Origin of the sequence: Rhodoferax sp. (genome assembly GCF_023700745.1) — a bacterium.
In the GTDB taxonomy this organism is placed as follows: domain Bacteria; phylum Pseudomonadota; class Gammaproteobacteria; order Burkholderiales; family Burkholderiaceae_C; genus Rhodoferax.
The window spans coordinates 14,817-34,116 of the sequence record NZ_JAMPYG010000022.1 but is presented as its reverse complement, the minus strand read 5'-3'; the positions used below and the strand labels follow the sequence as shown (position 1 = coordinate 34,116).

General features: G+C 58.0%; 18 protein-coding genes. 13 read left to right on the top strand and 5 right to left on the bottom strand.

Annotated elements, in window-relative coordinates; genetic code table 11:
* Nucleotides 1-20: 20 nt before the first annotated feature.
* The 4 genes from NDJ10_RS14040 to glsA form a co-directional block, all read right to left on the bottom strand.
* Nucleotides 21-494, bottom strand: a complete 474-nt coding sequence (locus NDJ10_RS14040) for a FecR domain-containing protein (RefSeq protein WP_296163383.1) — start codon at nucleotides 492-494, stop codon at nucleotides 21-23.
* Nucleotides 495-635: 141 nt separating this feature from the next.
* Nucleotides 636-1,973: a hypothetical protein gene (locus NDJ10_RS14035; RefSeq protein WP_296163382.1), complete on the bottom strand. Its 1,338-nt coding sequence runs from the start codon at nucleotides 1,971-1,973 to the stop codon at nucleotides 636-638.
* Nucleotides 1,974-2,050: 77 nt separating this feature from the next.
* Nucleotides 2,051-2,416 (bottom strand): cyclic nucleotide-binding domain-containing protein, encoded by a 366-nt coding sequence (locus NDJ10_RS14030; RefSeq protein ID WP_296163404.1) that lies wholly within the window; start codon nucleotides 2,414-2,416, stop codon nucleotides 2,051-2,053.
* A complete protein-coding gene (glsA, locus tag NDJ10_RS14025; protein ID WP_296163379.1) occupies nucleotides 2,338-3,597 on the bottom strand; it encodes a glutaminase A in 1,260 nt (419 codons plus the stop codon). The genes NDJ10_RS14030 and glsA overlap by 79 nt, the downstream gene beginning before the upstream one ends.
* 215 nt (nucleotides 3,598-3,812) lie before the next feature.
* On the opposite strand from glsA, the gene NDJ10_RS14020 reads away from it, so the two are divergent.
* The 9 genes from NDJ10_RS14020 (at nucleotide 3,813) to aspS (ending at nucleotide 15,042) form a co-directional block, all read left to right on the top strand.
* On the top strand, nucleotides 3,813-7,709 hold the full coding sequence (locus NDJ10_RS14020; RefSeq protein WP_296163377.1) for an FAD/FMN-binding oxidoreductase: 3,897 nt from the start codon (nucleotides 3,813-3,815) through the stop codon (nucleotides 7,707-7,709).
* A gap of 32 nt (nucleotides 7,710-7,741) precedes the next feature.
* Nucleotides 7,742-8,155: a DUF971 domain-containing protein gene (locus NDJ10_RS14015; protein ID WP_296163375.1), complete on the top strand. Its 414-nt coding sequence runs from the start codon at nucleotides 7,742-7,744 to the stop codon at nucleotides 8,153-8,155.
* A gap of 29 nt (nucleotides 8,156-8,184) precedes the next feature.
* On the top strand, nucleotides 8,185-8,916 hold the full coding sequence (gene ubiE / locus NDJ10_RS14010; protein ID WP_296163373.1) for a bifunctional demethylmenaquinone methyltransferase/2-methoxy-6-polyprenyl-1,4-benzoquinol methylase UbiE: 732 nt from the start codon (nucleotides 8,185-8,187) through the stop codon (nucleotides 8,914-8,916).
* 59 nt (nucleotides 8,917-8,975) lie between these two features.
* The gene (locus NDJ10_RS14005) at nucleotides 8,976-9,965 is read left to right on the top strand and encodes a TIM44-like domain-containing protein (protein WP_296163370.1); all 990 of its coding nucleotides are present in this window, start codon (nucleotides 8,976-8,978) and stop codon (nucleotides 9,963-9,965) included.
* A 35-nt stretch (nucleotides 9,966-10,000) separates the two neighbouring features.
* Nucleotides 10,001-10,552: a hypothetical protein gene (locus NDJ10_RS14000; protein WP_296163366.1), complete on the top strand. Its 552-nt coding sequence runs from the start codon at nucleotides 10,001-10,003 to the stop codon at nucleotides 10,550-10,552.
* Entirely contained in the window at nucleotides 10,549-12,117 is a 1,569-nt protein-coding gene (gene ubiB / locus NDJ10_RS13995; protein WP_296163364.1) for a ubiquinone biosynthesis regulatory protein kinase UbiB, read from the top strand. Before NDJ10_RS14000 ends, ubiB begins: the two co-directional genes overlap by 4 nt.
* 83 nt (nucleotides 12,118-12,200) lie before the next feature.
* Complete coding sequence (locus NDJ10_RS13990) at nucleotides 12,201-12,527, top strand: FmdB family zinc ribbon protein (RefSeq protein ID WP_296163362.1); 327 nt, start codon at nucleotides 12,201-12,203, stop codon at nucleotides 12,525-12,527.
* A 5-nt stretch (nucleotides 12,528-12,532) separates the two neighbouring features.
* On the top strand, nucleotides 12,533-13,189 hold the full coding sequence (locus NDJ10_RS13985) for a DUF502 domain-containing protein (RefSeq protein ID WP_296163360.1): 657 nt from the start codon (nucleotides 12,533-12,535) through the stop codon (nucleotides 13,187-13,189).
* Between the two features lie 50 nt (nucleotides 13,190-13,239).
* On the top strand, nucleotides 13,240-15,042 hold the full coding sequence (gene aspS / locus NDJ10_RS13980) for an aspartate--tRNA ligase (protein WP_296163358.1): 1,803 nt from the start codon (nucleotides 13,240-13,242) through the stop codon (nucleotides 15,040-15,042).
* Nucleotides 15,043-15,255: 213 nt separating this feature from the next.
* Here the strand turns inward: aspS and sugE are convergent, their stop codons facing one another.
* Nucleotides 15,256-15,570 (bottom strand): quaternary ammonium compound efflux SMR transporter SugE, encoded by a 315-nt coding sequence (gene sugE / locus NDJ10_RS13975; RefSeq protein WP_296163356.1) that lies wholly within the window; start codon nucleotides 15,568-15,570, stop codon nucleotides 15,256-15,258.
* 482 nt (nucleotides 15,571-16,052) lie between these two features.
* Here sugE and nudB point away from each other — a divergent pair, with 482 nt between their 5' ends.
* The 4 genes from nudB to folE all read left to right on the top strand — a co-directional run bounded on the left by nudB (nucleotide 16,053) and on the right by folE (nucleotide 19,298).
* Complete coding sequence (nudB, locus tag NDJ10_RS13970; RefSeq protein ID WP_296163354.1) at nucleotides 16,053-16,532, top strand: dihydroneopterin triphosphate diphosphatase; 480 nt, start codon at nucleotides 16,053-16,055, stop codon at nucleotides 16,530-16,532.
* The gene (locus tag NDJ10_RS13965) at nucleotides 16,529-17,263 is read left to right on the top strand and encodes an endonuclease/exonuclease/phosphatase family protein (protein WP_296163352.1); all 735 of its coding nucleotides are present in this window, start codon (nucleotides 16,529-16,531) and stop codon (nucleotides 17,261-17,263) included. Before nudB ends, NDJ10_RS13965 begins: the two co-directional genes overlap by 4 nt.
* Nucleotides 17,264-17,271: 8 nt before the next feature.
* On the top strand, nucleotides 17,272-18,492 hold the full coding sequence (clsB, locus tag NDJ10_RS13960; RefSeq protein ID WP_296163350.1) for a cardiolipin synthase ClsB: 1,221 nt from the start codon (nucleotides 17,272-17,274) through the stop codon (nucleotides 18,490-18,492).
* A gap of 104 nt (nucleotides 18,493-18,596) precedes the next feature.
* On the top strand, nucleotides 18,597-19,298 hold the full coding sequence (gene folE / locus NDJ10_RS13955; protein ID WP_296163348.1) for a GTP cyclohydrolase I: 702 nt from the start codon (nucleotides 18,597-18,599) through the stop codon (nucleotides 19,296-19,298).
* Nucleotides 19,299-19,300: the final 2 nt, after the last annotated feature.

Here is a 19,300-nt window from a genome sequence, read left to right as displayed (position 1 = left end):
AATGGTTTGATTGGTGAAAATCAATTATTCGGTGCAGGTGCTTGCACGTTGACCAGGAATTGCGTGCCCCGCACACCAATGGTGCCGGTGGGCGTTTTGACTGAGACCGCGTCAGGTTTGAGCTTGGCGATCACACCGGAGAGGTAGTTCAGGCTGCCCTTGTCCAGCCTGGCGCCCAGTTTGAACTGGCCCTGTGCCGGTGCAAACAGGTATTCATCCACCGTTAATTCAGTGTCGGGCCCAAACGACATCAAGGTGTTGTCCTTGAAGGTCACCCCCATGCTGGCGGCTTTGGCGGTCTTGAGCTGGCTTCCGAGAAGGACGTCGGTGCCAACTTGGGCTTTGACGCTTTGCCCTCCCGTAATGACCCAGGCGTCTCCACTCACGGTTTTGACCGCTCCGACTTTCTCGGCCTGGGCATGTGACAGCTGCATGATCCCAGTGAGTATTAACAAAACGCCTGCAGTCAGATAGTGGTGGATGGTGGTTTTCATTTTTATCTCTTCCTGTAAAGGCCTACTTATAACAATAAACACACTTTTTTACAAAAAAATTAAAAAAACCCGTTTCAAGAGAAAAGTTATCTGGCGGGAAGACGGTCAATGGTGAGGCATGGCCTTGCCATGCCCCCGGGACTAAACAGGCATGCTGACGGCATGCAGCTTGCGTTCCAGCGTCAAAAGCTGCTCCTGGCGTGACATATCAATTTTTGCCATTTTGCAGATGATGGCGCTGACCATGTCGTAGTCCAGCATTTGCAAAAATGCAAGTGGCTTCAAAAGGCCATCAAACATCTGCTGCGCCTGTTGCCGGACTTGCTGGGTGGCCACCTGACCCAGAAAACCATAGACGCAGGCGGTGAGGGGCAATGCGTCCAGGCCAGGATTTCCCTCAGGTGCCAGTCCGTGTTTGAGCAACTGGCGCAAATCGGCATGGAGGATGGGTTCGTTAGGGGGGGCGGGGAACTGATCACCCTCTGCGCAGCGCATGCTGTCCAGAAACAGGGCCATGGTCCAGACGGTACCCGTGCTTCGCGTCAACGCCTCAATGATGGCCACAGTGCTTAGCACGGCCGTCAGGTAGTCACGTACAAACGCAATGTTTTGTCGGGCCGTCACCTGCATCTGTATGACGGCTTCGGCGGTGGGGTGGTTTTCATAGCTTTGACCTACCCAGGCGGGGTTGAGCTGACTTAAGAAAATGTCCATGGCCAGCAGGGCCTTGCGGTATGCCAGCAGGGACCTTTCGCCAGAAACGGTCCGCGGCATCATGGATTCTTCGACCAGCAACATGGAGTTTATCAAGCAGTACTCAGGGGCTGCCTCGATGAAGCCGGTCACGTCCCGATTGGCGATGTCGACCGCGTTTGTTATCGTGGTCTTGACCAATGCCGTGCTGGTACAACGCGCCTGAACACGCTGGGCCAGTCTTTGCGCTGCGCTGTTGCCTTTGGCGTCGGGAGCACGAAAAGGGATGGTCAATTCAATGCAGGCCACTACGGCCATCAACTGCAAATGGCTCAAATGCGCTTGCAGCAGCCGAGCGGCGACCACGGCGCTCAGAAATTCATTCATGCCATGGCGCGGTGACAGACGTTGTCCTGGATGAAAACCAAAAATATCAACGCAGAGGGCAATCGCCTGGTCGTCGGGCGCAATTTCCAGCAGCCGCAAGAAGCCTAGTTCAGGGCGTGTCACATCTTCCAGCAAGGCGGACACGCAGGTCGGGATCCCTCCGTCAGCCTGGTAGAACACCACGTCATGAAAAAGTGCAGCCAGGATCTGGATCGGTTGCATGCTTTCGCACAAGCCAAGAACATGGAAAGCGGTGTGGTAAGTCCGCGTTTTTGCTTCCATGCACTGGTGCACCAGCATGGCCAATTTCTGCACTCTGGCGGGAGGTACATGCACTGACAAGCCCTTGAAGGCATGGCCAAACCAGTGATTCATGCGATGGATCGTATCGATCGGCATGCCAAGCAGCTCCTTTGTTCAAACCCAACAGCCTGTTTTTACTGTTCAGGGTGGCGACATTTGAACATGAATGCGTGCTATTTCAGGGCGGCGAGTTCACGGCCGTTCTGGCGCAGCATGGTGGTCAGCCTGCTGGCCAGATTGCTGAGCAAACGGATTTTGATGGTGGGAGCCTGGGTATCGAGCTGGTCAAAGGCTTCGCGGGTCAGCACCCGGCAGGTCACCGTATTCAGCGCCGTGACGTTTGCCGAGCGTGGTGAACGGTCCAGAAAAGCCACCTCGCCAAAGGTTGCGCCCGAGGAGAAGGCATCGAGTCGCGCGACCCCTTCCTGGGTAGAGATGCTGACCATGGCGGAGCCTGCTGTCAAGACAAACAGTTCGTTCGAGGCCTGGCCGGCGGTAATGATGGTTTGACCTTGGGCATACGTTCGGGAGGCCAGCAACTGATCGACCAAAGCCAACTCTTCTGTGCTGAGTCCAAGAAACAGATCACATTCAGCCAAAGGGGTCTGGCTGCCCCCGGCAGGACTCGGACAACTGACTCAATGGAAGCGAAGGTCAGCGCGCCATGCAGATGGAAAACACGCAATTTTTTGCCAACGTTCAAGAGGTAGTCATTGGCCTGTTGCGTGCGGCGCTGGTTGGATTTGACCGAACGCCGCATGGTGGCCCTGCGGATGGCCGGGATGGCCCGCTGCGATGCATCAAACATGTGCAGGCCCAGATCGGCCGTCAAGGCATGGCACACGGCGAGCCCGCGAACGCTGTTGCCTTGCTGATCGAGTCTGGGTGAGAAGACGGCAATCCCCAGGCGACCCGGTTGCACGGCCATGATGCCCCCACCGACACCGCTTTTGGCGGGCAGCCCGGTACGGTAAAGCCAGTCGCCTGAGGCGTCGTACATGCCGCAGGTGGCCATCACGGAAAGGACGTTGGCAACGAATTTTTCAGGAACGGCACGCTGGCCAGTGAGGGTGTTGACGCCGCCGTTGGCGAGGGTGGCGCCCATGATGGCCAGATCGCGACAGGTGACGCGGATTGAGCACTGCTGAAAATAGGTCTCCAGGGTGGCAGTGGGATCATTTTCAATAACCGAAAAATTACGCAACATCCAGCCGATGGCGCGGTTGCGGTGCCCGGTTTCACTTTCTGACCGATAGACCTTGTGGTCAATGTCAAGTTGGCGGCCGGCATAACGGGAGAAGGTTTCCAGAATGGTCGCGGTCTTGTCCTCCATGCTGTCGCCGGGAACCAGGCTGCAGGCGGCAATGGCGCCCGCATTGATGAGTGGATTGAGCGGCGTGCCGCTTTGGGGGTGCAGGCTGATGGCATTGAACGCGTCACCGGAGGGTTCGACGCCAATTTTTTCAAGCACCGCGGCTTCGCCATGCTGTTCAAGCGCCCGCCCGTAAGTCAGCGGTTTGGAGACGGACTGGATGGTGAAAGGCTGGCTGCAGTCGCCCACCTCATAGACATGACCGTCCTGGGTGGCGATGCAAATGCCAAACCACCCGGGGTCAGCCAGACTCAGCTCTGGAATGTAATCGGCCACCTTGCCGGACGTCAGGCCACTGAAACGGGCGTGTAAAGCCTGAAGGTAATCCTGGATTGGAGATTTGGCCACGTTGGTGCAAAGTGAGTTAGGTGATGGCTGTGAAGCAATAACAATGCCTGAGTTGATCGATTGCTGACGCCCGGTTCTGGTGCGTTTTGGGCGTTTGCCCCCGGTTGCCATCACCTCAGTAGGGCAATGCTGCGCTGCGGTAACATCGCCTGCCCAGCTTGAGCGTGCCTGCGACAGGGTGCCAACGCCCGCGATGGCTGTTACCAAACTATCCGATGAACGCTCCCATTCAGCTTAAGTCCTTGCTACCTGCCGGCGCAACTGCGCCGCATGAGCCCGAACGCATCCGCGAAATTCCCTACAACTACACCTCGTTTTCAGACCGCGAGATCGTCATTCGCCTGCTCGGTGCACCGGCCTGGGCTTGGTTGAACAAGTTGCGCGATGAACGACGTACCGGCCGCTCGGCGCGCATGTTGTACGAAGTGCTGGGCGACATCTGGGTGGTGCAGCGCAATCCCTATTTGCAGGATGACCTGCTCGACAACCCGAAGCGCCGTGTGCTGCTGGTGCAGGCTTTGCAACACCGTCTGGGTGAAATTGAAAAGCGCCGCAAGCCCGCCGATGATCCCGAACGCGATGCGCTGGTCGGGCAGTTGCTCGACGTGGCGCGCCAGGCGGTTCAAGCCTTTGATGCCCACTTTGTTGAAACCGCCAGTTTGCGCCGTCAGGCTCAAAAGGTGCTGGCCAGGCTGACGGCCAGGGACAACATCAAGTTCGACGGACTGAGCCGTGTCAGCCATGTGACCGATGCCACCGACTGGCGCGTGGAGTACCCGTTTGTGGTGCTGACGCCAGACTCCGAAGCCGAAATGGCGCATCTGGTCAAGGGCTGTATCGAGCTCGGTTTGACCATCATCCCGCGTGGCGGCGGCACCGGCTACACCGGTGGCGCGATCCCGCTGACCTGGAAGAGTGTGGTGATCAACACCGAAAAGCTGGAGGCCATGACCGAAGTCGAAATGCGCATGCTGCCAGGGCTTGACCATGAGGTCGGCACGGTCTGGACCGAGGCCGGTGTGGTCACCAGCCGTGTGGCCCATGCCGCCGAGCGCGCCGGTTTTATTTTTGCGGTCGACCCGACATCGGCCGATGCCTCGTGTATCGGTGGCAACATCGCCATGAACGCAGGCGGAAAAAAAGCCGTGTTGTGGGGCACCTCGCTCGACAACCTGGCCAGCTGGCGTATGGTGACACCGCAGGCTGAGTGGCTGGAGGTGACCCGAATCAACCACAACATGGGCAAGATCCATGATGTGGACGTGGCCAGCTTTGAGTTGCAGTATTTCAAGGCCGACGGCAAAACGCCGCTGCGCTCTGAGCGGCTGGACATTGCCGGTAAGTCCTTTCGCAAGGAAGGCCTTGGCAAGGATGTGACCGACAAGTTCCTCAGTGGCCTGCCGGGCATCCAGAAAGAAGGTTGTGACGGCCTGATCACCAGCGCGCGCTGGGTGGTGCACCGGATGCCCCAACACACGCGCACCGTTTGCCTGGAGTTTTTTGGCAATGCCAAGGACGCCGTGCCCAGTATCGTCGAGATCAAGGATTTCATGTTTGCCGAGCAGCAGCGCTCGGGTGTGGTGCTGGCCGGACTGGAGCATCTGGACGACCGTTATCTGAAAGCGGTGGGCTATACCACCAAGAGCAAGCGCGGCGCTGCCTTGAGTGGCGGTGGCGTACCCAAGATGGTGCTGTTTGGTGACATTGCGGGCAATGACGCCGACGAGGTGGCACGCGTCACCAGTGAGGTGGTGCGCATTGCCAACTCGCGCAGCGGCGAGGGTTTTATTGCCATCAGTCCCGAGGCACGCAAGAAATTCTGGCTCGACCGCAAACGCACGGCGGCCATCAGCAGGCATACCAATGCCTTCAAGATCAACGAAGACGTGGTGATTCCCCTGCCGCGCATGGCCGAGTACACCGACGGCATTGAGCGTATCAACATCGAGCTGAGCTTGCGCAACAAACTGGCGCTGTGCGATGCCTTGCGGGATTTCCTCACCCAGGGTCATTTGCCTGTGGGGCGACACGACGATGCCAGCGAGATCAGCGCCGCCGAACTGCTGGAAGACCGCGTGGCACAGGCACTGGCGTTGCTTGACGAGGTGAAAACGCTTTGGTCGGGCTGGCTGCGCGATGTCGAGCCCATGTTCTCCCAGCTGCAGGACCATTCCCTGCGCGCCAGCTGGAAGACACAAATCCGCCAGCCACTGCAGCAAATTTTCAGTGGCGTGGCCTTTGAGGCGATTCTGAAGGAATGCAATGCCATCCACCAGCGCGTGCTCAAGGGCCGCGTCTGGGTGGCGTTGCACATGCATGCCGGTGACGGCAATGTGCACACCAACATTCCGGTCAACAGCGATGATTATGAAATGCTGCAAGCGGCCCACGGCGCGGTCAAACGCATCATGACGCTGGCGCGCAGCCTGGACGGCGTGATTTCGGGCGAACACGGTATCGGCATTACCAAGTTGGAGTTCTTGAGCGACGCCGAACTGCAGCCGTTCACCGACTACAAGGCCAAAGTCGACCCCGAGGGCCGCTTCAACAAGGGCAAGTTGCTGCGCGCCGAGCCGACGTCAGACAGCCTTTATGCCGACCTGACCAACGCCTACACGCCCAGCTTTGGCCTGATGGGGCATGAGTCCTTGATCATGCAGCAGTCCGACATTGGCGCCATTGCCGACAGCGTGAAAGACTGCCTGCGCTGCGGCAAATGCAAACCGGTGTGTTCCACCCATGTGCCGCGCGCCAATTTGCTGTACAGCCCACGCAACAAGATTCTTGCCACCTCCCTGCTGGTGGAAGCCTTTTTGTATGAAGAACAAACGCGCCGTGGCGTCAGCATCAAGCACTGGCAGGAGTTTGAAGACGTGGCCGACCACTGCACCGTGTGCCACAAGTGCCTGAGCCCGTGCCCGGTCAACATCGACTTTGGCGACGTTTCGATGAACATGCGCAATCTGCTGCGCAAGATGGGCAAAAAAACCTTCAGGCCCGCCGGTGCGGCAGCCATGTTCATGCTCAACGCCACCAACCCCGAGACCATCAAAATGGCGCGCTCGGTGATGGTCAATGTGGCCATCAAGGCGCAGCGCCTGACTGCGGATGTGCTGAAAGTGATGGGCCGCAAGCAGACCAAGGCACCACCGGCCACGCTGGGTACGGCACCGATCAAGGAGCAGGTGATTCACTTCATCAACAAAAAGCTGCCCGGCGGTCTGCCCAAAAAGACAGCCCGCGCCCTGCTCGACATCGAAGACAAGGATTACGTACCGATCATCCGCAACCCGAAAACCACATCATCCGAGACCGAGGCGGTTTTCTACTTCCCGGGCTGCGGTTCTGAGCGCCTGTTCAGCCAGGTGGGCTTGGCCACACAAGCCATGCTGTGGCACGCCGGCGTGCAAACCGTGCTGCCACCGGGTTATCTGTGCTGTGGTTACCCGCAACGCGGCTCAGGCCTGTTCGACAAAGCCGAGAAAATGATCACCGACAACCGCGTGCTGTTCCACCGGGTTGCCAACACGCTGAACTACCTCGACATCAAGACCGTGGTGGTGAGTTGCGGCACCTGTTATGACCAGTTGCAAGGTTACAAATTCGAAGAGATTTTTCCTGGGAGCCGGATCATCGACATCCATGAGTACCTGCTGGAAAAAGGCATTACGCTGGCCAACGCCGGGGCCTTCCTGTTTCACGATCCCTGCCACAGCCCGATGAAACTGCAGGAGCCGCTCAAGACCGTCAAAGCCCTGCTCGGTGACAATGTGATCCAGTCCGAGCGTTGCTGTGGCGAGTCGGGCACGCTGGCGCTGAATCGTCCTGACGTCTCGACCCAGGTGCGTTTTCGCAAGGAAGAAGAAGTTCTCAAGGGCGAAGCGCAGTTGCGCCAAATTCCCGGTGTCGGCGCCAAGGACAATATCAAGATGCTGACCTCCTGCCCGGCCTGCCTGCAGGGTCTGAGCCGTTTCGGAGAGGATTTGCAAAACGGACTGATGGAAGCCGATTACATTGTGGTGGAGATGGCCAGGCAGATACTGGGCGAACAATGGATGCCGGATTACGTCAAGGTCGCCAATGACGGCGGCATTGAGCGCGTGCTGGTTTGAGTTTGATGATGATTTCAAAGAGGTGACATTTCATGGCAGGTTTGCAAAACGGTGCCCCAACGCCACAAGACATCACCGTGCACAGTCAGTCGCGCGTCCTGGAAATCAGTTTCTCTGACGGTGCGCAGTTCCGCATTCCGTTTGAGTTGATGCGCGTTTATTCGCCCTCCGCCGAGGTGGCAGGCCACGGGCCGGGCCAGGAGGTGCTGCAGACCGGCAAGCGCGAGGTCACGCTCACCGGGCTGGAGCCGGTCGGCAACTACGCCGTGCAACCCAGCTTTTCAGACGGGCACGACACGGGTATCTACTCGTGGGACTACCTGTATTTTCTGGGTTCGCAACAGGACAAGTTGTGGGCTGACTACAACGCACGCCTGACCGCCGCCGGGGTTGATCGTGACGCGCCCATGCCCGAGAAGGCAGGCAGCAGTTGCGCCAGCCATTGAAATTTTTTTAGTCAAACTTTGATTCAATCATGAGCACCACCCATTTCGGTTTCCGCACGGTAGAAGAGGCTGAAAAGGCCAGCCACGTCAAAGGCGTTTTTGACTCGGTTGCCTCCAAATATGACGTCATGAATGACCTGATGTCGATGGGCCTGCATCGCATCTGGAAAGCTTATACCGTCACGGTCGCCAACGTGCACGAAGGTGACAAGGTGCTTGACATTGCGGGCGGCACCGGTGACCTGTCCCTGGCCTTTGCCGACAAGGTGGGCAAGAGTGGTCAGGTCGTGCACACCGACATCAACGAAGCCATGTTGCGTACCGGACGCGATCGTCTGGTGGACGCCGGCGTGGTGTTGCCCACGCTGGTCTGTGATGCAGAAAAGTTGCCGTTTCCGGACAACTACTTCAACCTGGTCACGGTCGCCTTTGGCTTGCGCAACATGACGCACAAGGACGTGGCACTGGCCGAGATGAACCGGGTGCTCAAGCCCGGTGGCAAGTTGCTGGTGCTGGAGTTTTCCAAAGTGGCCAAACCGCTGGAAAAAGCCTACGACTGGTATTCGTTCAAGGTGCTGCCTAAGCTGGGCGAATGGGTGGCAGGTGACGCCTCCAGTTACCAGTATCTGGCCGAGTCAATCCGCATGCACCCCAGCCAGGAAGAGCTGAAATCCCTGATGAAAGTTAATGGCTTTGGCCATGTCGATTACCATAATATGACGGGTGGTCTGGTAGCCTTGCATGTCGGTATCAAGTGTTGAGTTGTTTCAGTTTGGTAGCCGCCTGATTATTTTTTAGGTTCAAAACATTTGGAGACGGTATGAAACGATGGCTTTCTATGTTGACAATGAGTCTGGTGCTGGTGGCCGGCCAGGCCGAGGCGGCCAAACGCTTTGGCGGCGGCATGTCCTTTGGCAAACAGTCAAGCAATGTGACGCAACGCCAGGCTGCTCCCGCTCCTGTCGCGCCCACGCAAGCTGCAGCAACCAAAGCCCCCGCTGCTGCTGCTCCGGCTGCTGCGGCTCCCAAGAAACCTTGGGGCGCCATGCTGGGTGGTTTGGCAGCCGGCCTGGGTCTGGCCTGGCTGGCAAATTCCCTGGGTCTGGGCGAAGCCATGGGTCAAGTATTGATGTTTGCCTTGCTGGCGATGCTGGTCATGGCCGCAGTGGGCTGGTTCAAACGGCGTAAAAATCAGGATTCGCAGGCTTCTGCCTCGCCTTTTGCATTCCAGGGTGCCGGCGCAGCCAATCCAGCCTCCGTGCCGGTCAGTTACCGTCCGGAAAACGTGGGGAACGATGCCTCGGCGAGGCCCTGGGAGCGCACTGCCACTGCCTTTGACAGCTCGTCACTGGCTGGTGCTGGACCTGCCGCTGCCGGAGGGTCGATGATTGGTTCCAGCTTGTTGGGATCGCAGACCTGGGGAATTCCGGAAGGTTTCGATTCCGAGGGTTTCCTCAAGGCCGCCAAAGCCAACTTTGTCTCGCTCCAGGCGGCTTGGGACAAATCGGACATTCCTGCACTGCGTGTCATGATGACCGACACCATGCTCAAGGAAATCCAGGCGCAACTGGCCGACCGTGAGGCACATACCGGCGGTTCTGGCAACCAGACCGAGGTGGTGATGATCGAGGCCCATTTGCTCGGCATTGAAGACCTGGGTGACGAATACATGGCCAGCGTTGAATTTACCGGCATGATCCGCGAAGAGCCATCTGCCGGTCCGAGCCCGTTCCGGGAGGTCTGGAACATGATCAAGCCGAAAAACGGTCGCAGTGGCTGGTTGGTGGCAGGGGTACAAGCCCTGCAGTAAGTTTGGTCGTCCGGTTTCAGGGAATAATGGGGTCTATGGCAACACAGACCCCTTTTTCTTTTCTGGAGAGTTTTGTAGAAAAACTCCCGCTTCCCAAATTTACGCCTCCAGCCTGGGCCGTCAATGAGGCCCAGCACCGCATTGTCCTGCTGCTTAACCATGTGCTGATGCAGGAAAGCGAGGCCATGGCCCGCCTGGTGCGCCAGAAAGACCGCATCATGCTGGTGCAGTGGCGCAGCTTTTACTTCAAGTTGGTCGCCACGCCGGCCGGTTTGCTCGATCTGGCAGACGAACAGGCCAAGCCTGACCTGGTCTTGACTGTCACTGACGAGTCGCCGCTGGCTGTGGCGCAAGCCGTTTTCAAAGGTGAAAAACCAGCGGTGCGCATTGAAGGTGATGTGCAATTGGCCGCGGAAGTCAACTGGCTGACCGAGCATGTCCGCTGGGACATGGAAGAAGACCTGGCGCGTGTCATCGGTGACGTGCCGGCCCATACCTTGAGCCAGGTGGCCCAGACCGTGCGCACCAGCTTGCGGGAGTTCTTGGCCAAAGCGGCAGCGTTCGCGCCCGGCAAGCCAGCCAAATGACCAATATTTTTCGCGGTGCCTTCATCCTTTGGGTGATGTTGCGCAATGGTCTGGATGAACTGGCGCTCAACAGTTTCAAGAAGCCGTGGCTGCTGCGGCTGGCACGCGTATTGACGCTGGGTCGCAAGCTCGACGCGCCCCGGGGCCAGCGTATTCGTCAAACCCTGGAAAGCCTGGGTCCGATTTTTGTCAAATTCGGCCAGGTGCTATCGACCCGGCGCGATTTGCTGCCGGTGGACATTGCCGATGAGCTGGCCTTGTTGCAAGATCGCGTGCCACCCTTTTCCAGCGAGGTGGCGGTTGCCATCATCGAACGCACCTTCAGGAAATCAGTGGGCGATATCTTTGTATCGTTTGAGCATCAACCGGTGGCCAGTGCCTCCATTGCCCAGGTCCACTTTGCCGTGCTCAAGGACCGACAGGGCCAGCCGCGCGATGTCGCGGTCAAAGTGCTGCGGCCAGGCATGTTGACGGTGATCGACAAAGACCTGGCGCTGTTGCGCATGATGGCGGGCTGGGTGGAGAGTTTGTCGGAAGACGGCAAGCGGCTCAAGCCGCGCGAGGTGGTGGCCGAATTTGACAAATACCTGCATGACGAGCTGGATCTGGTGCGCGAGGCATCGAGTGCGGCGCAATTGCGACGCAACATGGCCGACCTTGACCTGGTCCTGATTCCCGAGATGTACTGGGATTACTGCATGCCCGAAGTGATCGTGATGGAGCGCATGAAGGGCGCGCCGATCAACCAGGTGGCGCGTTTGCGAGAGGCCGGGGTCGACATCCCCAAGCTGGCCCGCGATGGCGTCACGATCTTTTTTACCCAGGTTTTCCGCGATGGTTTTTTCCATGCCGACATGCACCCCGGCAACATCCAGGTGAGCCTTGATCCGGCGACCTTCGGCCGTTATATTTCGCTCGACTTTGGCATTGTGGGTACCCTGACCGAAGGTGACAAAGAGTATCTGGCACAAAATTTCATTGCTTTCTTTCGCCGCGACTACAAACGTGTGGCGGAGTTGCACATCGAATCGGGCTGGGTGCCGGGTGCCACGCGTGTCGACGAACTCGAAGCGGCTGTGCGTGCCGTGTGCGAACCTTACTTTGACCGGCCACTCAAGGAAATTTCCCTGGGCATGATCTTGATGCGCCTGTTCCAGACGTCGCGCCGTTTTCAGGTCGAGATTCAGCCGCAACTGGTGTTGTTGCAAAAAACCCTGCTCAATATTGAAGGTCTGGGGCGCCAACTGGATCCTGAGCTGGATTTGTGGCATACCGCCAAACCTTTCCTTGAAAAATGGATGGTGGAGCAGATCGGGCCCAAAAAATTGCTCAAGGAATTGCGTAATGAAGCGCCGCGGTACGCCAAGATGTTGCCTGAACTGCCACGCCTGTTGTTCGATTTTCTCAAGCAACCAACCGCCGATAGCAGTGCCAAGGAGTTACGCGCCCTGTTGATGGAGCAACGTCGGACCAATAAATTGCTGCAAGGTCTGGTCTATGGCGCGATCGGTTTTGTGCTCGGCCTGATCGTCATGCAGATATTGGTACGGGTGCGGGTTTTCTAGTCTGGACCGGCCCTGGCCTCCGGTTCCTGGGGGCGACTTTATAATTACCGGTTTTGCGACTCATTCACACAGGTCTGATTACCATGCCAATTTATGCCTACAAATGCAACGCCTGCGGCTTTGCCCAGGACGTGTTGCAAAAAATGTCCGATCCCGTGCTCACCGAGTGCCCTACCTGCGGTAAATCCAGTTTTGCCAAGCAGCTCACGGCGGCAGGTTTCCAGCTTAAAGGTTCGGGTTGGTACGCCACCGACTTCAAGGGTGGCAATGGCGCTACCGCGGTGGCTGCATCCACGGCGACGGAAGCACCCGCCGCAAGCGATGCTGCCGCCAGCACCTCACTTGCTGCCAAGACGGAGGCTGCGCCTGCCGCCGGTGGCTGTGGTGGTGCTTGCGCTTGCCACAGTTAAATTCCATGTCCCTGAAAGTTTCTGTGCCGTTTAAAAAATACCTGTTGACCGGGCTGTTGGTCTGGCTACCCACGGCTATCACCTTTGCCGTCTTGTTGTGGCTGATGGAATTGCTCGATGGCATTTTTGTCGGCCTGCTGACGGTGCTGCAGGCCATGCTGCCAGGATCCCTGATGAGTACTCTGGAGTACTTCAAACATATTCCCGGACTCGGTGTGATTTTGGTGTTTGGCGGCTTGTTGTTGACTGGTGCGCTGGTGTCCAATGTGGCGGGGCGCTGGTGGCTGGTCCAGTGGCATCGCATCCAGACCAATATCCCGGTCTTCAAGACCATCTACAACAGCGTGAAGAAAGTTTCCGACACGTTGTTTTCAAGCAATGGCAACGCCTTTCGCACGGCCATGCTGGTGCAGTATCCGCGCCAGGGCGCCTGGACCATTGCGTTTCAGACTGGGTCGCCGGGCGGCGAGGTGGCGACACATCTGGGGCCCGATTTCGTCAGTGTCTATGTGCCCACCACGCCCAACCCCACCAGCGGTTTTTTCCTCATGGTGCCGCGCAGTGAGGTGATCGAGCTCAACATGAGTGTGGACGAAGCCCTGACCTATGTGATTTCAATGGGTTCGGTGCCGCCCAGCGCTCCGGATCTTTTGCCGAAGTAATTTTTTTGATAACCCGCCACTGTTCCCAGGTGGCTTTAGAAAGCAGTTTTATGGCGATGCGTTCTCATTATTGCGGTCTGGTGACCGAGGCCCTGATGGGCGAAACCGTGACCCTGTGTGGTTGGGTCAATCGTCGGCGTGACCATGGCGGTGTGATTTTTGTCGATGTGCGCGATCGCGAGGGCTATGTTCAGGTGGTCTGCGACCCCGACCGCGCCGACATGTTCGGGGTGGCCGAAGACCTGCGCAATGAGTTTTGCATCCAGGTCAAGGGCCTGGTGCGGGCGCGCCCGGATGGCACCGTCAACGCCAACCTCAAGAGCGGCAAGATCGAAGTGCTGTGTCACGAGCTCAAGGTGCTCAACCCCTCGGTCACGCCACCGTTCCAGCTCGACGAGGAAAACCTCAGCGAGACCACGCGTCTGACGCACCGGGTGCTCGATCTGCGTCGGCCCTACATGCAAAACAACCTGATGCTGCGCTACCGCGTGACCATGGAAGTGCGCAAGTTTCTGGATGCCAACGGGTTCGTCGACATTGAAACGCCGATGCTGACCAAGAGCACGCCCGAGGGCGCGCGCGACTACCTGGTCCCCAGCCGGGTCCATGACGGTCACTTCTTTGCGCTGCCGCAAAGCCCGCAGTTGTTCAAGCAGTTGCTCATGGTGGCGGGATTCGACCGTTATTACCAGATCACCAAATGCTTCCGCGACGAAGACCTGCGCGCCGACCGCCAGCCCGAATTTACCCAGATCGATATCGAAACCTCGTTCATGGAAGAAGAGGACATCCGAGCCATGTTCCAGGGCATGATCAAGACCGTGTTCCAGAACACGCTTGGCGTCGACCTGGGCGAGTTTCCGGTCATGACTTACCAGGAAGCCGCGCGCCTGTATGGCTCGGACAAGCCCGACCTGCGCGTCAAGCTTCAGTTCACCGAACTCACTGACGTGATGGCCGATGTGGACTTCAAGGTCTTTTCCACGCCTGCCACCACCAAGGGCGGCCGTGTGGTCGCGTTGTGCGTGCCCGGTGGCGCCGAGATCACCCGTGGCGAAATTGACAACTACGGTGAATTCGTCAAGATTTACGGCGCCAAGGGCCTGGCCTGGATCAAGGTCAATGACGTGGCCAAGGGGCGTGATGGTCTGCAAAGCCCAGTGGTCAAGAATCTGCACGACGCGGCGCTGGCTGAAATCCTGAAGCGCACCGGTGCCAGGAATGGCGACCTGCTGTTTTTTGGCGCCGACAAGGAAAAAATTGTCAATGACGCCATTGGCGCGCTGCGCATCAAGATTGGCCACAGTGCTTTCGGCAAGAAAAACGGCCTGTTTGAAGACCGTTGGGCCCCGCTGTGGGTGGTGGACTTCCCGATGTTCGAGTACGACGAAGAGTCCGACCGCTGGATGGCGGTGCACCATCCGTTCACCGCGCCCAAGGACGGCCACGAAGACTACATGGTGACGGCGCCGGAAAAGTGCATTTCCAAGGGCTACGACATGGTGCTCAACGGCTGGGAAATGGGCGGCGGTTCGGTGCGTATCCACCGTGCCGATGTGCAGAAAAAAGTGTTCGATGCGCTCAAGATCACGCCCGAAGAGGCGCAGCAGAAATTTGGTTTCCTGCTCGATGCGCTGCAATACGGCGCGCCGCCCCATGGTGGCCTGGCCTTTGGCCTGGACCGCATCGTGACCCTGATGACCGGTGCCGAGTCGATCCGTGACGTGATCGCCTTCCCCAAAACCCAGCGCGCCCAGTGCCTGTTGACGCAAGCGCCGAGCCCGGTCGATGAAAAACAGCTGCGCGAGTTGCACATTCGTCTGCGCACACCTGATGCCGTCAAGGCCGGTTAAGTTTCAGAAAGTTCGCTTCGTGCCAAATGAAAGGGCGCACGAATAGGTTGGCCGTTTTGGCAAGGTGTTGCCAGCACCGAGGAGCACCTCGGTCTGACTTGCCGACCGGTGGCTCCCGGAAGGTCTCTTCTGCTTCACTCCAGAGACGCGCGCGTTGCCGGGCAGCGCAGCGCAGACCCATAACGGAGCTGCTGTCGCTCGCCGCTTGGTCAGTCAAGCCGTCAACTTCAGGCCTACGATTCCCGCAAGGATGAGGCTGACGCAGGCAAGCCTGGCGACGGTCGCCGGTTCGCTGAAGAGTACGATCCCGAGAACGACCGTACCCACCGTTCCGATACCGGTCCAGACTGCATATGCGGTGCCAACAGGCAGGGTCCGCATGGCCAGGCCGAGCAGTCCGATGCTGACGACCATCGCGGTGACCGTGCCCGCAGTCGGCCAGAACCGAGTGAATCCTTCGGTGTACTTCAGCCCGATAGCCCAGCCGACCTCAAACAGACCGGCGATAACCAAGATAAACCAAGCCATAACGCATCTCCCCGGCGCATGCACGCCAGATTTTGGGTCGTCCCGGGAAGTTGGAAAACCGGCAAGGTCGTCCTTGCCAGCAGCGGACCACGAAGCGCATCGGGTCTCGCGACATACTTTTGAAGTGAGGCTTATCAGTGTAGCCCCGCGTCGCCGAAGCAGGAGGGGCTCGAACGTTAAGTCCAACGCACTGGTCGTCAAGCCCCTTTACACAGCCATGACGCACCAGGGGTGTCAACCTGGAAGCCCTATGAGCTCAAGCGAATTGATGCCGACTTTTTCACCGCCAAGTAATAATGATCGCGGTGGCTAAAATGGCCGTTCAAGCCAGAGGGGTCTCTTATGAAAGGTACCGCCACCGAAGCCAAAAACAGATGTGGCGCTCCCCTTGTCGCGCGTCGGGGCCACCGTGTCGCATTTGCCGGTCAATTTGTGCCCCGTGGTCAAGATCAAAGGTGAACAACTCACGACTGCTTTCTGACATGCCCCGTCCGTTCAAAATTCCGCAGTCGGTGCTGGTCGTCATCCACACGCCAGCGCTCGATGTGTTGTTGATCAAACGTGCCGATGCTGATGATTTCTGGCAATCCGTGACTGGCAGCAAGGACCGCCTCGATGAGTCCTTTGCCGAAACCGCCCGCCGCGAGGTGTTCGAAGAGACCGGTATTGACTGCGCGCCTGGCTCATCTCTGGCACATCAACTGCATGATTGGCAGCTGGAAAATGTGTATGAGATTTATCCACGATGGCTTCATCGTTATGCACCCGGCGTGATGCACAACACCGAACATCTGTTTGGCTTGCAGGTGCCAGCAGGCACCCCGGTGCGTCTGAGTCCGCATGAGCACACGGACTTCCAGTGGCTGCCCTACGAGGTGGCGGCAGAGGCCTGTTTCTCGCCTTCCAACGCCGAAGCCTGTCTGCTGTTGCCAAGATTTCTTCAGAAGCAAAGCCAGCCATGAACATCATCCGGGTCGCTACCTACAACATACACAAAGGTGTGCAGGGACTGGGACCGGCGCGGCGCTTGGAAATCCATAACCTTGGACTGGCAGTGGAGTCGCTGGATGCCGATGTGGTGTGCCTGCAAGAGGTACGGCACAGCAATCGTCTTGAGGCCAAACGGTTCCCGCATTGGCCAGAATTGGCGCAAGCTGATTTTTTGGCACCCCAGGGCTACGAGGCGGTGTACCGTACCAATGCCGTCACACGCCATGGCGAGCATGGCAATGCTTTGCTTTCACGCTGGCCGGTACTCACCCACCAGCATGAAGACATGTCGGATCACCGCTTGGAACAACGCGGCTTTTTGCATGTCACGCTTGATGTGCATGGGCAGATGGTGCATGTATTGGTGGTGCATCTGGGGCTGGTCAAAGCAAGCCGGGGGCGCCAGGTGGCGCAATTGCAGCGGTTTATTCATCGAGAAATACCTGTGTCTGCCCCGTTGCTGGTAGCTGGCGACTTCAACGATTGGGGCAAGACGGTGCAGCTGGCGCTGGCACAGACAGGTTTGCACAGCTGGGACGCAAGGGCGCCAACTTACCCGTCGCGTTTGCCTTTGGCGCAACTGGACTATGTGTTTGCCCGTGGCCTCAAGCCGATGGGTCTGATGGTGCCGCGGGGGCGTATCTGGTGGCGCATGTCAGACCATTTGCCCCTGATCGCCGAATTTGCCCTGCCGATGGTCTGAACCACAACATGTTCACACCCGGTCATCAGGTCGATTTGTTGCAGGGCTCGCAGGAATTTTTTCCGGCGCTGGTGCAGGCAATGGATCGCAGTGTGCAAGAGGTTCGCCTCGAAACCTATATCTTCAGCGTGGTTGATTCTGGCGCTCTGGTGGCACAGGCACTGGAGCGCGCCGCACTGCGCGGTGTGAAGGTGTTTGTCGTGATGGATGGTGCCGGCACCGACAGTTTGAGTTCCGAATGGGTGAGTCGTTTTTCGGCGGCAGGCGTGTCGTGGCGTATTTTTTCGCCCTTGGGGCGCATGGGTCTGGTGATTCCAAGCCGTTGGCGTCGCTTGCACCGCAAGCTGTGCGTGGTGGATGGTCGCGTCGCTTTTTGTGGTGGGATCAATGTGCTGGACGATTTCTATGACCCCAATCACGGGGTCCTGGATTCGCCCCGGTTTGACTTCACCGTGCGCGTGACCGGCCCGCTGGTTGAATCAGCCCACGCCGCCCTGGTGCAATTCTGGTTGCGTTTGCAAGCCACGCGTGTCGTGCGGCAGGGGGATTTGACCGCAGCCTGGCAAGCTTTGCATGAGGCGGCCAAACTGACGCCTGAAGTGATGGTGCATGCTGTTGCGTCTGATGCGATGCCAGCTTTGGCCGTACCGGCACAGACCCGAGCCGACCTGATCTTGCGTGACAACCTGCGCCACCGCACCCGCATCGAGCGCGCCTATCGACAAGCCATCGGTGAGGCACAACACGACATCATCATTGCCAACGCCTACTTTCTGCCAGGCCGCAAAATCCGCCAAGGCTTGATGCACGCGGCACAGCGCGGGGTTCGGGTGCGCTTGCTGTTGCAAGGGCGCTATGAGTACTTTATGCAGTTCCATGCTGCGCGCATGGTGTATGGGAAATTATTGGCCGCCGGGGTCGAGATCACGGAATACCATGTAAGTTTTTTGCACGCCAAGGTTGCTGTGGTTGATGGTCATTGGGCCACCGTGGGCTCTTCCAACCTGGATCCCTTGAGCCTGTTGCTGGCACGCGAGGCCAATGTGGTGGTCGATGATGTGGCGTTTGCGCAGAATTTGCAGGAGCGCCTGGAGCACGCCATGCAGGTGGCTGGCACGCGGGTGGATCCCGCAGACTATGCCAACCGGCCACGCGTGCAGCGTCTGCTGGACAGGGTGGCTTATATGGTCATGCGCATATTGCTGTTCATCAATGGGAAACGCTATTGATTAAATAGCTTCATTGGCTTATAAAACAAGACCTTTAGCCCAATAACCTCTTTATAAAAAGACTGCTAACATCAATTCATATTCATTTACTGCGCACTTAACCCATGAATTCAGCTCCCCCCGAAGAAGGTACACCGGTCTCCGTCAAAATCCGCGAGCGTGTGCTGGCCGCGCGCAAGCGTTTTCATGCCAATGACAACATTGCCGACTTCATTCAGCCTGGTGAGCTTGAATTGCTGCTGGACGAAGTCGAAGAGAAAATGAAGGGCGTCCTGGGCAGTCTGGTGATTGACACCGAGCATGACCACAATACCGACGACACCGCCCGTCGCGTGGCCAAAATGTACGTCAAGGAAGTGTTTCAGGGTCGTTATGTCAAGGCGCCCACCATCACCGAGTTTCCCAACGCCGAGCACCTCAACGAACTGATGATTGTGGGCCCCATCACCGTACGCAGCGCTTGCAGTCACCATTTCTGCCCGATCATGGGCAAGATCTGGATCGGTGTGCTGCCCAATGAGCATACCAATGTGATTGGCTTGTCCAAATACGCACGGCTGGCCGAATGGGTCATGGGCCGTCCGCAAATCCAGGAAGAGGCCGTGGTGCAACTGGCCGACCTGATCCAGCAAAAAACACAACCCGATGGTCTGGCCATTGTCATGGAAGCCACGCACTTCTGCATGGGCTGGCGTGGTGTCAAGGACGTTGACAGCAAGATGATCAACTCGGTGATGCGTGGCAGTTTCCTGAAAGACGTCAATTTGCGGCGTGAATTTTTGTCCCTGATTCCCCAGAAAGGTTAATC